This is a genomic window from Cellulosimicrobium cellulans (genome assembly GCF_042723955.1).
Classification (GTDB): Bacteria; Actinomycetota; Actinomycetes; order Actinomycetales; family Cellulomonadaceae; genus Cellulosimicrobium; species Cellulosimicrobium cellulans_H.
Window position 1 is genome coordinate 1 of the sequence record NZ_JBHXIC010000105.1, and the last position, 13,181, is coordinate 13,181.

The window sequence follows — 13,181 nt, forward strand, 5'->3', positions numbered from 1 at the left end:
GGGGGCGGTCTCATCCCAAGGGGGTGGTTTTCGTGTCGGGCCCCGTTCGCCAGGTAAGGGGGGTCCCCCAACCCCCCCCGGCCGCGGCGTCGTCAAGCCTTGGTCGGTCCTCGCCCGGGCGACCGCAGCCCTCCCTCGCATGACCAGGGTTCTACCTCGGCAGACCAGCGTTCTACCTCGCGCGACCACGGTTCTATCGCGGCACACCGGGGTTCTACCTCGGCGGGACCGAGTGCTAGCGGGTGGGGGCGAGGGTCGTGGAGTCGCGGACCATGAGCTCGACAGGGAGGACGTCGTCGGGGGTGGTCGCGAGGGCGAACGAGCCGTCGGCGTCGGCGGCGGCGCCGCGACGCGTACCGAGGGCCGCGACCAGGCGGTCGACGGCGCGGGCGCCGAGGCGCGCGAGGTCGGTGCGGACCGTGGTGAGCGGGGGCGAGGCGAGGGTCGCGACGAACGTATCGTCGAACCCGACGACGCTGAGGTCGCGCGGGACGTCGACGCCGCGTTCGCGCAGACGTGCCACGAGGCCCAGGGCGACGAGGTCGTTGTAGGCGAGCACCGCCGTCGCGCCCGACGCGACGACGAGGTCGGCTGCGGCGCGACCGCCCTCGACGCGGGGGCGGAACGACCCCACGGTGACGGTCTCGACGTCCGGGTAGCGCTCGCGGGCGACGTCGAGGCCCGCTCGGCGCCGCGCGTCGGACCACGACCGGTCGGGCCCGCCGACGTACGCGACGCGGCGGTGTCCCAGCGCACGCAGGTGCTCGACGGCGAGGAGGACGCCGTGCGCGTCGTCCGAGGAGACGGAGGGGATGCCGTCGTGGCGGAGGTTGACGAGCACGACGGGGGCGTCGCGCACGGCCTGCAGGTCCGCCTCGGCCGCGCGAGGGGAGCACAGCACGAGCCCGTCGGTCTGGGACCGCAGCCCGGTCACGAGCTCCGTCTCGAGCGCGGGGTCCTCCCCCGCGTCGACGACGAACACGGCGTGGCCGGTCTGGCGCGCCCGCGCCTGCACGCCCTTGGTCACCGACGCGAAGTACGGGTTCTCCAGGTCGGGCACGACGAGCCCGAGGGCCCCGGTGCGGCCCGCGCGCAGGCCGCTCGCCGCGCGGTTGGGCCGGTATCCCAAGCGGTTCGCGACCGCGACGACGCGGTCGCGCGTCTCGGGGGCGACGCGCTCGGGCTCGGCGAGGGCGCGGGAGACCGTGGAGATCGACACCCCGCTCTCGCGGGCGACGTCACGGACGGTGACCACGGCTGCCTCCTCGGCGCTCGGGCCCCACGGGGAGACGGGGCTGCGAACGATTGTAGCCCTCGGGGTCGATGACACACCGGAAAGCCGATGAAGTAGGATGCAAACGTTCGCAACGACGCCTCTGGAGGAACCCGTGACGAGCACGGCCCACCTGGACCCGACCACCGCGACGGCGCCGTGGTCCCTGCACCCCGACCGCGCGCTCCCCGCCGACCCCGTGCTCCGACCGCTCGCCCGCGAGGTCTATGCCGCGACGCGCGACCTGCCGATCGTCTCGATGCACGGCCACGTCGACGTCGCGCTCTTCGCCGACGACACCCCGTTCGGCGACCCCGCCGCGCTGTTCGTCACGCCCGACCACTACCTCGTGCGCATGCTCGTCGCGCAGAGCACGTCACCGCACGGCTCGCCGGGCGTGCGCGGGGTCCAGGACCTCGGGGTCGCGCCCGTGCCCGGCGCCCCCGTCGGCACCGCCCCCGCGGAGACCGATCCGCGCGAGATCTGGCGCCGGTTCTGCGCCGGGTGGCACCTGTTCCGCGGCACCCCGACGCGCTACTGGACCGAGCACGCGCTCGTCGAGGTCTTCGGCGCCCCGGTGAAGCCGTCCGCCGCGACCGCGGACGCGCTGTACGACCACCTGGTCGACCGGCTCGCGCGCCCCGAGTACCGGCCGCGCGCGCTGTTCGAGCGGTTCGGCCTCGAGCTCCTCGCGACGACCGACCCCGCGCAGTCCCCCCTCGCCGACCACGCGCGCCTCGCCGCCGACGGTTGGGGCGAGCGCGTCGTGCCCACGTTCCGCCCCGACCCGCTCCTGCACGTCGACCGCGCCGACTGGGCCGCGCAGGTGGCCGAGCTCGGCGCCGCGGCGGGGACGGACGTCGTCGACTACCGCTCCTACCTCGACGCGCTCCGCGCACGCCGCGCCGCGTTCGTCGCGGCCGGCGCCCGCGCGACCGACCACGGTCACCTGACCGCCGACACCACACCGCTCGACGACGCCGACGCCGCCCGTGTCCTCGACCGCGCGCTGCAAGGCGAGGCCACGGCGGCCGAGGCGCGGGCGTTCTCCGCGCACATGCTCTTCCAGATGGCCGCGATGTCGGCCGAGGACGGGCTCGTCATGCAGCTCCACCCGGGCGTCCTGCGCGACCACTGCGCGGGCGTCGCGCAGGCCTACGGGCCGGACAAGGGCTACGACATCCCCGAGCGCACCGAGTACGTGCGCGCGCTGCGCCCCGTCCTCGAGGCGTTCGGGCACCACCCGGGCTTCCGGATGATCGCGTTCACCGTCGACGAGGACACCTTCTCGCGCGAGCTCGCCCCCCTCGCGGGCGTCTACCCGGCGCTGCGCCTCGGCGCCCCGTGGTGGTTCCTCGACACGCCCGACGGCATGCGCCGCTTCCGCGAGGCCGCGACCGACTCCGCCGGCTTCTACAACACGAGCGGGTTCGTCGACGACACGCGCGCGTTCTGCTCCATCCCCGCCCGCCACGACCTCGCGCGCCGCATCGACGCCGGCCACCTCGCGCGCCTCGTCGCCGAGCACCGGCTCGACCTCGACGAGGCCCTCGAGACCGCCGTCGACCTCGCCTACCACCTGCCCAAGGCCTCCTACCCCATCCCCGCCCCCCGCTGAGTGCGGGCTTTTGCTGTTCGAGAGCCGTCTGGACGGCAAATGCCCCGCACTCACGCTCGAGACGTTCCCCCGGAGAGACCCGTGACCACCCCGGATGCCTCGTTCGTGCACCCCGCCTGGCTGCCCGACGCCGCGACCGCCTTCCTGCGCGGACGCACCGTCCGCGTCGTCGGCGACGGCCCGCTCGCCGACACCGTCCGCGACGAGGCCCGCCGCGCGGGCGCCGTCCTCGTGGACGACGGCGACGCCGACCTCGTCCTGCGCGACACCGGCGCCGTCCCCGGCGGGGAGGGCTTCGACGTCGCGCGCCGCGACGGTCGTCTGGACGTCGCGGCGGACGACGACGCGGGCCTCGTCCACGCCTGGTTCCACGTCGTGCGTACCGGGACGACGAGCCTGGCCGACGACCGCACGGGGCGGCACGAGCCCGCGCACGCGCTGCGGATGCTCGACCACTGGGACAACGTCGACGTCCACCCGGTCATGGGACAGGTGGAGCGCGGGTACTCCGGCGGCTCGATCTTCTACGCGGACGGGCGCGTGCGCGAGGACCTGTCGCGCGTCGAGCAGTACGCGCGCCTGCTCGCGGCGACGGGCGTGAACCGGGTCGCGATCAACAACGTCAACGTGCACGCGCGCGAGGCGCGGCTGCTCACGGACGGCCTGCCCGACGTCGCGCGCGTCGCCGCCGCGTTCCGGCCGTGGGGCGTCCGCGTGCACCTGTCGGTGAGCTTCGCGTCGCCGATCGTGCTCGGCGGGCTCACGACGTCGGACCCGCTCGACCCGGGCGTCCGGGCATGGTGGGCGGACGCCGTCGCCCGCGTGTACGAGGCGATCCCCGACTTCGGCGGGTTCGTCGTCAAGGCGGACTCCGAGGGCCAGCCGGGGCCGTTCGCGTACGGACGGGACCACGCCGACGGCGCGAACCTCCTCGCGCGCGCCCTCGCCCCGTACGGCGGCACGGTGCACTGGCGCGCGTTCGTCTACAACCACACGCAGGACTGGCGCGACCGGTCGACCGACCGGGCGCGTGCCGCCTACGACCACTTCGCCCCGCTCGACGGGCGCTTCGACGAGAACGTCGTGGTACAGGTCAAGCACGGCCCGATGGACTTCCAGACGCGCGAGCCCGTGTCCCCCGTGCTCGCCGCGATGCCGCGCACGCGCCTCGCCGTCGAGCTCCAGGTGACGCAGGAGTACACGGGCCAGCAGCGCCACGTGTGCTACCTGGGCCCGTGGTGGAGCGAGATCCTGCGGTTCCGACCGTGGGGCACGGTCGAGGGCGACGACGGCTCCCCCACCGTGTCCGACGTCGTCGGGGGCACCGGCCCGGGGGCCTCGCCCCAGGTCGCGGCCGCGCGCGGCGGCGGGATCGCCGCGGTGTCCAACGTCGGCGACGACGCGTTCTGGACCGGTCACCCGCTCGCGCAGGCGAACCTCTACGCGTTCGGGCGCCTCGCGTGGGACCCGACGCTCGACCCGACCGCCGTCCTCGACGAGTGGGTCTCGCTGACGTTCGCGACGCCGTCGGTCGCGGGTGACGACCGCACCCTCGACCCGGACGTCCGGGCGGCGGTCCACGGCGTCCTCGACGACTCGTGGCGCACCTACGAGGCGTACACCGCGCCGCTCGGCGTGGGCTTCATGGTGAACCCGGGGCACCACTACGGGCCGTCCGTCGACGGCTACGAGTACTCGCCGTGGGGCACGTACCACTTCGCCGACCGCGACGGGATCGGGGTCGACCGCACGCGCGCGACCGGCACCGGCTACACCGGCCAGTACCCCGCGCCCTGGCGCGACGTCTACGAGTCGCTCGACACGTGCCCGGACGAGCTGCTGCTCTTCTTCCACCACGTGCCGTACGAGCACGTGCTGCACGACGGCACGAGCGTCGTCCAGCACGTGTACGACACCCACTTCGCCGGCGTCGAGCGCGTCGAGGAGTACGTCCGCACGTGGGAGGGGCTGCGCGACGCGGTCGACGACGCGGTGTTCGAGCGGGTCACCGAGCGCCTCGCGGAACAGCTCCGCTCGGCACACGAGTGGCGCGACCAGGTGTGCACCTACTTCCTGCGCGCGTCCGGCGTGGCCGACGCGCACGGCCGCACGATCTACTGAGCACGTGACACAGCCCGCGACCGAGCCCGTGGCCACCCCCGCGACCCCGCCCGGCACGACCGCGCCCTCCCCCGAGGCGCACGGGATCCCGTCCGCCGCGGTCCTCGAGCTGCTCGACGCGCTCGAGCACGGCGGGCTCGACCCGCACGGCCTCGTCGTCGCGCGCGACGGCGTCCCCGTGGTCGAGGCGTCGTGGGCGCCGCACGACGCGCCGCTTCCGGGCCTCGTCTATTCCGTCTCGAAGACGTTCACCGCGCTCGCCGTCGGGCACCTCGTGGCAGAGGGACGCCTCACGGTCGACGACCTCGTCGGGGAGGTGCTCGGCCTGCCCGACCCGACCGGCCTCACCGTGCGGCACCTGCTGACGATGAACACCGGTCACACGTCCGGGCAGCTCGCCGAGATCGGGTTCGACCTCCCCCGCCTGCTCGCCACCCCGCCCGAGCACGCCCCGGGCACGCACTTCGCGTACAGCTCGCCCGCGTCGCGCGCGCTGTCGGAGGTCGTCACGGCGGTCACGGGTGAGCGACTCCTCGACTACCTGCGACCCCGCGTGCTCGACCCGCTGGGGGTCGAGCACCCGTGGTGGGTCCCGCTCGGTGCGATCGACCAGGGGTTCTCGGGGCTGCACCTGACGACCGCCGAGATGGCGCGCCTCGCCGTCGCGATGGCCGACGGCGGCCGGTACGCGGGCGTCACGGTGATCCCGCCCGCGTGGCTGGCCGCGATGCGCGAGCCGTGGTCCGACACGGCCGAGCACGGCGGCGCCCCCGGGGTGGCCGGCGGCGAGCCGCCGGACTGGTCGCGCGGCTACGGCTACCAGGTGTGGACGAGCCGGCACGGGTTCCGGGCCGACGGCGCGTACGGGCAGTTCGCGATCGCCGTCCCCGAGCGCGGGCTCGCGTTCGGCTACCGCGGCGCGACGCGCGACGCGCAGTCGACCCTCGACGCGATCTGGGCGTTCGTCGAGCGCACGGGCGACGGCAGCACCCCGCTGCCGCCCGACCCTGCCGCCGCGGCGCGCCTCGCGGACCGGCTCGCGACGCTCGACGCGTGGCCGGGGATCCTCCACCAGGAGCTCGACCCGCAGCCGACGCCGCAGGACGTGGTCAGCCCGGTGCCGTGGACGCTCCACGCCGTCCGGGCCGGGTCCCCGTACACCTGGCGGCTCGAGGTCGGCGGGCAGCCGGTCCCCGTCGCCCAGGACCGCTGGACGGCGCGCGTCCTGCCCTGGCCCCACGCCGCCGAGGGCTCCGGCCCTGCCGCGGGGCCCGTCGCCGATCCCGTGCTCGTGGTCTCGACGCGCGGCCGCGCACTGCCCGACGGCACGGTGGAGGTGCACGTCGTGCTCCCGACGTCGCCGCACCGCCTCGTCGCGACGGGCCGCCCCGGGGAGCGCCTGACCCTCGCCTGGCACACGACGCCGCTGTGGCACCCGAGCCTGACGACGCTCGTCGTCCCGGCTGCCCACGCCGCGGTGTTCTCCTGACGCGAGATCGACCCACCCGTCACCAGATCGGCCTTCCGAGGGTCGATCTCGAACGCTCGGGTCGATCTCGCGGAACCGTGCCGCCCCCACTGCCGCCGCCTCGACGAGTTCCCGAAACTCGTCGCCGCATCGTGTCGATCTCGCCACCCGGGCTTCGTCGTCCTGGTGAGCGGCCGGATGAGCCGCACGACCAAGGAGGCACGATGCGATTTCTGGAGACGATCCTCGCCGCGAACCGGGAGCAACCGCCGGACCTCGCGCGCTACCGTGACGGACGACGCAGCGTCGGCGACGGGATCGACGCCGCGGACGTGGCGTTCTACGGGCCAACGGCGCTCCGTCGGCCCGCGACGACGAGGGCGGAGGACCTCTGATGCGCTACCTCATGCTCGTGCTCGGCACGCCGCACGACCCCGACCTGCGCCCCGAGGAGGCCGAGGCTGCTCCCCCGATCGAGGAGTGGGTCGGGCGCCACTACGGCAGCGGTGCCGCGGTGGTGGGCGACCGGCTGCGACCGGCGGAGGACGCCGTCGGCGTCCGGGTGCGCGGCGGCAAGGTCCTCGTCACCGACGGGCCGTTCTCCGAGACGAAGGAGACGATCGCCGGGTTCGACGTCCTCGAGGCGCCCGACCTGGACACCGCGATCGCCATCGCGTCCGAGCACCCCATGGCGTACGGCGGCGCGATCGAGCTGCACCCGGCGTGGCCGCTCGACCTCGACGGGTCCTGACCTGTCGGTCGTGACCGGCGCCGACACCGCCGTCGAGGACGCGTTCCGCACCGAGTGGGGACGCGTCCTCGGCGCGGTCGCGCGCAGCACGGGCGACCTCGACGTCGCCGAGGAGTCCGCGCAGGAGGCGTTCGCGACCGCGCTGCGCACGTGGGGCCGCGACGGCGTGCCCGACCGGCCCGGCGCGTGGCTGACGACGACGGCCCGCCGGCACGCGATCGACGTCCTGCGACGGCGCCGGGTCGAGGCGGAGCGTGTCGCCGCCGCGGGCCGCCTGGGCGAGCGCGTCGACGCCGTGTCCCGGAGCGGTGGCCCGGACCCCGTCGTCGAGCAGGTCGCCCTCGGCCTCGACGACGACGCGTGGGACCTGGACGACCCGGACGGCGACCTCCTGCGGCTGCTGTTCACGTGCTGCCACCCGGCGCTGCCGGCCGAGGCGCGCGTCGCGCTCACCCTGCGGTCGCTGACCGGCATGACGACGGCCCAGGTCGCCCGGGCCTTCCTCGTCCCCGAGGCGACGATGGCGCAACGCCTCGTCCGGGCCAAGCGCCGCATCCGCGCGACCGGGATCACGTTCCGAGTTCCGCCGCCCGAGCTCCGGCCGGAGCGCGTCGACGGCGTCCTCGCCGTCCTGTACGTGCTCTTCACGGAGGGCTACGACGCCTGGGCGGAGCCTGCCGACGTGGTCGAGGGATCAGCCGAACGGCGCGCGCTCGCCGACGTCGCCGTCCGGCTCGCGCGCCTGGCCGCACGGCTGCTCGACGACGAACCCGAGGCCCGCGGGCTGCTCGCCCTCCTGCTGCTCCAGCACGCGCGGCGCGACGAGCGCGTCGGTCCGGACGGCTCGACGCGCACCCTCGCCGAGCAGGACCGCGCGCGCTGGCGGCACGACGAGATCGCCGAGGGGCTGGCCGAGCTCGAGACGGCGCTCGCCGTCGGACGCCCCGGGCCCTACCAGGTGCAGGCCGCCGTCGCCGCGCTGCACGACGAGGCACCCGACGCCGACGCGACCGACTGGCCGCAGGTCCTCGGCCTCTACGACGTGCTGCTCGACCTCACGGACTCACCGGTCGTGGCGCTCAACCGCGCGGTCGCGGTCGCCGAGGTGCACGGCGCCGACGCCGGTCTCGCCGCGGTCGACGCCGTCGCCGCCGATCCGGCGCTCGCGGGGTACCACCTGCTGCCCGCCGTCCGCGCCGAGCTGCTCGTCCGCGCGGGACGACCCGAGGACGCCGCCGTCGACCTGCGCCGTGCCCTCGCGCTCGTCGACCGCGAGGGCGACCGCCGCCTGCTGGAGCGCCGCCTGGCGGACCTGCCTCCCGCGAGGTCGAGCTAGTCGTCGCGTGGTGTCAGGCGTGGTCCTCCCACAGGACGACGACGTCGGTCGGGTCGAGGCGCAGTGCCTCGCCACGCTCGATGCGGCGGCCGGTGAGCAGGTCGGTGCCCGACGCGTGGGCCGCGACCTCGACCGTCTCCTGGGTGTGGTTGAGGACGAACGCGGTGCGCTCGCCGTCGCGCTCGCGCACGGCGAGCTCGAGGTCGGGCACGTCGGCGTAGGGACCGATGAGGCCGTGGCGGTCGAGCACGCGCCGCACCACCCACGAGACACCCGGCTCGTCGAGCGCGGTGGCGACGTACCAGGCCTCGCCGGGGACGCCGTCGGTCCCCCCGACGCGGTGCCGCGTCACGGCAGGCGTCCCGGCGTAGAACTCGGCGCCGTACGTCCCGACGACCTCGGCGCCCTGCGGCACCAGGACCTCGAACACGAGCTCGCCGCCCACGACGAGCGGGGCCTCGGCGCTGCCCGGCGTCCCGGCGGCACCGGCGACGTCGTCGAGGTCGGGGTCGTCCAGCGCCACCGGGTTCACGACCCCCGGCTCGGCGGAGTCCGTCTCCTCGACGCGGATCCCGAACAGCGGGCCGAGCGGGCCGGGGGCGTCCATGAGGAACGCGTTGTCGTCCTCGTCGACGCGGCCCGCCCAGAACGACGACAGCACGGTCCCGCCGCGGGCGGCCACACCCTCCAGGCGCGCGGCGACGTCCCCCTTGAGGAGGTGCAGCATCGGTGCGACGACGACGTCGTACCGCGAGAGGTCGGCGGCCACGGGCACGACGTCCACGTCGGCGTTCGCCTGCCAGAGCGCGCGGTAGTACGCGAGCACCGTGTCGACGTAGCGAGCGTGGCGGTTGAAGCCGTCCGTCATCTCGGCGGCCCACCACGAGTCCCAGTCGAACAGCAGCGCGACGCGCGCCGGGGTCCGGGCGCCGAGGACGGCGTCGCCCAGCCCGCGCAGCTCGCCGCCGAGCGCGGCGATCTCGCGGAAGCTGCGCGTGTCGCGACGCCCGGCGTGGTCGAGCACGGCGCCGTGGTACTTCTCGCACGCGCCCTTGGACTGCCGCATCTGGAAGTACAGGACGGCGTCGGCGCCGTGCGCGACGGCCTGCCACGACCAGAGGCGCAGCACGCCCGGGCGCTTGACCGGGTTCACGTCCCGCGAGGCCGTGATGGTCGGCGTCTGCTCCATGACCCAGAACGGCGCGCCGTCCTTGAGCCCGCGCATGAGGTCGTGCGCGAGCGCCATGCGCGCGTGCTCGCGCTGCCCGGGCGGGTAGTTGTCCCACGACGCGAAGTCGAGGTCGTCCGCCCAGCGGTGGTAGTCGAGCGGGCGGAACATGCCCATGAAGTTGGTCGTGACGGGCGTCGTCGCGTCGTGCTCGCGGATGCGGGCCTTCTCGTCGCGGAAGTTCTGGCGCATCGCGTCGGTCATGAAGCGGCGGTAGTCGAGCGTGATGCCCTGGAACGCGGTGTGGTCGGGTCCGCGCCAGTGCTCGGTGAGCTTGTTCGGCGGCACGACCTGGTCCCAGTCGGAGAACAGGTGCGACCAGAACGTCGCGTTCCACGCCTCGTTGAGCCGCTCGATCGTGCCGTACCGCTCGCGCAGCCACCCGCGGAAGGCGACGGCGCAGCGCTCGCACCAGCAGCCGCCGTCGTACCCGCCGTACTCGTTGCCCACGTGCCACGCGACGAGGCCGGGCGTGCCGGCGTAGCGCTCGGCGATGCGGCCCGCGAGCTCGGCGGACAGGCGGCGGTAGACGGGCGAGCTCGGGCACGCGTTGTGCCGCTGCCCGTACGCGTGCGCGCGACCCTCGAAGTCGGTCCGGTTCACCTCGGGGTACGCGTGCGCGAGCCACGGGGGCAGCGCCCCGGTCGAGGTCGCGAGGACGATGCTGCGCCCGCCCTCGACCGCGCGCGCCACGATCTCGTCGAGGCGGGAGAAGTCGTAGGTGTCCTCGGCGGGCTGGAGGTACGACCACCCGAAGACGGCGAGCGTCACCGTGTCGATCGACGCCTCGTCGAACGCGGCGTAGTCGTCCTCCCACACGGCGCGCGGCCACTGCTCGGGGTTGTAGTCGCCCCCGTAGAGGATCTTCTCGGTCGCGGGCAGACGGGCAGGGGTCATGACGGGGACGGCTCCTCGGAACGGGGTCAGGTCGGGTCAGGCGGTGAAGCGGGCGCGGACGTCGTCGAGCATCCGCCGGTCGTTGCGGTACCAGCACCACACCCACACCCCGCCGACGAGCGCGAGGACGCCGTCCGTGGCGAACCACGCGACGCCGGCCGCGGCGACGAGCAAGGAGACGACGCCGAGGCTCACGAGCGGCATCCGGCCGAGGTAGTGGGCGGCGAGGCGCGCGACGTCGCGCGTGCGGAACGAGAAGCAGGTGGTGATCGCGACCGCGTGCAGCCCCCACACGAGCGCGAGCGCCGCGATGACGACGAGCACGGCCGCGTACGTCGGACCGACGCCGGCGGCCGAGGCGTTCGCGAGCACGACCCCCACGACCGCGATCACCGCGAGCGCTGGCGCCCACACGCGCAGCGCGTCGAGCGCCCCGCGGCGGTAGCCGCGCACGAACGTGCGGGCGGGCGCGACCTCGTCGTCGGTCTCGCGCGCCCGGACGGCGTACAGCGCTGCAGACAGCGCAGGCCCGAGCGGGAGGGCAGCGAGCGCCGCGAGCGGCACGTTGGAGGCCGCGCGGTCGAGCAGCAGGAGCAGGACCAGCGTGGGCAGCGCGGCGAGCGCGAGGAGGGCCGTGACGACGACGTACCAGTAGACGAGCGCGGTCGCGCGGCCGAGCGTCCCCTGGCCGAGCGCGCCCGGCAGCGGCGACCCCGTGCCCGACGGCGGCGCGGGCCGGGTCGTGTCGCTCACCGCGCGCTCTCCCGGCCGAGGATCCGGTCGTCGTCGAGCCACGCGGGCGTCTCGTCGCGGACAGGGTCGATCTCGACGAGCGTCACCTCGTGCCGCGCGAGCGTGAGCGCGAGGTCGACCCGGCCGTCCGCGACGGGGAGCGACGTGGTCGTGCGGGCGGGCTCCGCGGCCTCGTGGAGGAGGTCGAGCTGGCGCACGGTCGGCGACGCGGGGCGACCGAGGTGCTGCCACGCGGTGAACGCGTTGCCGTCGGTCTCGTTGACGACGCTGCGGTGCGCGGAGGCACGCTGCGCCGTCCCAAGACCGCCCGGTCTCCCGACCGGGACGGAGAGCCGCAGCTCGTGGCGCTCGGGCTCGGTCGGGTCGTCGGTCCCGCCGACCGGCTGCCACGCGAGCACCGTGACCCGGCCCGTCGCGTCGCGCGTCACGAGGTGGTCCACACCGCGCGCGAGCACGTCGGACCCCATGCGCGCCATGAACGTGTACAGGTGGTAGGTGGGCTTGCGCACCTGGCGGTGGGCGAGCATGCCGAACCCGCCGTGGAAGATCGCGGTGGGGATGTTCTCCTCCTCGAAGACGTCGCAGAACGTCCAGTAGGAGAACGAGTCCACCACGTCGCCGCCGGCGGCGAGCACGGGCGCGAGTGCGGCCGCGTTGTATGCGGTGTCGTGCACGGGGTTGTCGGGGCGGTAGCTCGTGTTGAACTCGGTGACGTGGGCGGGCAGCCCCTCGAGCCGGGTCCCGGCAAGGAGCTCACGGGGGCGCGCGAACTGGTCGAGCAGGTCGGTCGGCCGGCGCAGGGTCTGGTAGACGCCGAACGGGACGTGCTGCGCGGGGCCGGTCGTGTACGCGTGGAAGGACACGAAGTCGCACGGCAGGTCGCGGGCGGCGACGGCGTCGGCGAACGGCGCCCACCAGTCGTCGGCGCCGGGCGAGATCGCCGGGCCGCCCACCTGGAGGTCGGCGTCGACGTCCTTCACGGCGTGCGCGGTCGCCTCGTACAGGCGGAGGTAGGCCTCCTGGTCGGCGCCCTCCCAGAAGTTCACGAGGTTGGGCTCGTTCCACACCTCGACCGGCCACGTCCGGACCTCGTCGATCCCGTAGCGGTCGACCAGGTGGCGCAGCACCGCGGCCACGAGGGCGGCCCACTCGCGGTGGTCGCGCGGCGGCGTGACGTTGCCCTTCCACCAGAACACCGTCTGGTCGCCCGACGCGAGCCCGGAGGGCATGAACCCGAGCTCGAGGAAGGGCTTGACCCCGAGCGCCAGGTAGGCGTCGACCACCTGGTCGACGTAGGTGAACGCGTACCGGGTGCCGCTGTACCGCGTCGTCGGCCCCGCGACGTCGTACGGGCGGTGGACCCCGACGTCGTCGGACAGCAGGCCGTGGCCACGGATGTACCGGAAGCCGATCTCGGCCTGCGCGAGCGCGAGCGACTCCTGGTAGTCCTGGCGCAGCGCGAGGTTGAAGCGGCCCGTGCCCACGCACGTGCGCCACGCGTCGGAGAGGACGGCGACGGGCTCGGACGGGACGACGGTGGGTGTCACGGGTCAGGCTCCAGCGGGGAGGGGTGGTGCGGTGGGTGCTGCGGGCGGCGGACCGCCCCGCGCCCGGGGGGCGGGCGCGGCCCCCACCGCGCTTGGGGGGGTGCGCGTGTTCTGCGGGTGTTCCGTGGGGGTCCGGGCGCCGGGGTGGGGTTTCGGCGGGCAGGGTCAGCTCCAGGCGGTCTACGACAC

General features: G+C 74.9%; 10 protein-coding genes. 6 read left to right on the forward strand and 4 right to left on the reverse strand.

Features of this window, described 5'->3' with window-relative positions; genetic code table 11:
- Positions 1 to 235: 235 nt before the first annotated feature.
- A complete protein-coding gene (locus ACFWH7_RS18885) occupies positions 236 to 1,255 on the reverse strand; it encodes a LacI family DNA-binding transcriptional regulator (protein WP_378218851.1) in 1,020 nt (339 codons plus the stop codon).
- 133 nt (positions 1,256 to 1,388) lie between these two features.
- Between ACFWH7_RS18885 and uxaC the strand changes: the two genes are divergently transcribed.
- The 6 genes from uxaC to ACFWH7_RS18915 all read left to right on the forward strand — a co-directional run bounded on the left by uxaC (position 1,389) and on the right by ACFWH7_RS18915 (position 8,567).
- Entirely contained in the window at positions 1,389 to 2,891 is a 1,503-nt protein-coding gene (gene uxaC / locus ACFWH7_RS18890) for a glucuronate isomerase (RefSeq protein WP_378218853.1), read from the forward strand.
- 81 nt (positions 2,892 to 2,972) lie between these two features.
- Entirely contained in the window at positions 2,973 to 5,012 is a 2,040-nt protein-coding gene (locus ACFWH7_RS18895) for an alpha-glucuronidase (RefSeq protein ID WP_378218855.1), read from the forward strand.
- A gap of 4 nt (positions 5,013 to 5,016) precedes the next feature.
- A complete protein-coding gene (locus ACFWH7_RS18900; protein WP_378218857.1) occupies positions 5,017 to 6,501 on the forward strand; it encodes a serine hydrolase domain-containing protein in 1,485 nt (494 codons plus the stop codon).
- Positions 6,502 to 6,704: 203 nt separating this feature from the next.
- Positions 6,705 to 6,875, forward strand: coding sequence for a hypothetical protein (locus ACFWH7_RS18905; protein WP_378218859.1), 171 nt, complete (start codon positions 6,705 to 6,707; stop codon positions 6,873 to 6,875).
- Positions 6,875 to 7,231: a YciI family protein gene (locus ACFWH7_RS18910; protein ID WP_378218861.1), complete on the forward strand. Its 357-nt coding sequence runs from the start codon at positions 6,875 to 6,877 to the stop codon at positions 7,229 to 7,231. Before ACFWH7_RS18905 ends, ACFWH7_RS18910 begins: the two co-directional genes overlap by 1 nt.
- Positions 7,232 to 7,241: 10 nt before the next feature.
- Positions 7,242 to 8,567: an RNA polymerase sigma factor gene (locus ACFWH7_RS18915; RefSeq protein WP_378218863.1), complete on the forward strand. Its 1,326-nt coding sequence runs from the start codon at positions 7,242 to 7,244 to the stop codon at positions 8,565 to 8,567.
- Positions 8,568 to 8,580: 13 nt separating this feature from the next.
- Here the strand turns inward: ACFWH7_RS18915 and ACFWH7_RS18920 are convergent, their stop codons facing one another.
- Genes ACFWH7_RS18920 through ACFWH7_RS18930 form a run of 3 tightly spaced genes read right to left on the reverse strand, consistent with a single transcriptional unit; the run spans position 8,581 to position 12,992 of the window.
- Positions 8,581 to 10,692, reverse strand: a complete 2,112-nt coding sequence (locus ACFWH7_RS18920) for a beta-galactosidase (protein WP_378218865.1) — start codon at positions 10,690 to 10,692, stop codon at positions 8,581 to 8,583.
- A gap of 36 nt (positions 10,693 to 10,728) precedes the next feature.
- The gene (locus ACFWH7_RS18925; protein WP_378218867.1) at positions 10,729 to 11,445 is read right to left on the reverse strand and encodes a YesL family protein; all 717 of its coding nucleotides are present in this window, start codon (positions 11,443 to 11,445) and stop codon (positions 10,729 to 10,731) included.
- Positions 11,442 to 12,992, reverse strand: coding sequence for a GH39 family glycosyl hydrolase (locus tag ACFWH7_RS18930; RefSeq protein WP_378218869.1), 1,551 nt, complete (start codon positions 12,990 to 12,992; stop codon positions 11,442 to 11,444). Before ACFWH7_RS18930 ends, ACFWH7_RS18925 begins: the two co-directional genes overlap by 4 nt.
- Positions 12,993 to 13,181 lie beyond the last annotated feature (189 nt).

Coding starts and splice junctions, on each gene's coding strand:
- ACFWH7_RS18905 (WP_378218859.1), top strand. CDS start 6,705: ATGCGATTTCTGGAGACGATCCTCGCCGCGAACCGGGAGCAACCGCCG.
- ACFWH7_RS18910 (WP_378218861.1), top strand. CDS start 6,875: ATGCGCTACCTCATGCTCGTGCTCGGCACGCCGCACGACCCCGACCTG.
- ACFWH7_RS18920 (WP_378218865.1), bottom strand. CDS start 10,692: ATGACCCCTGCCCGTCTGCCCGCGACCGAGAAGATCCTCTACGGGGGC.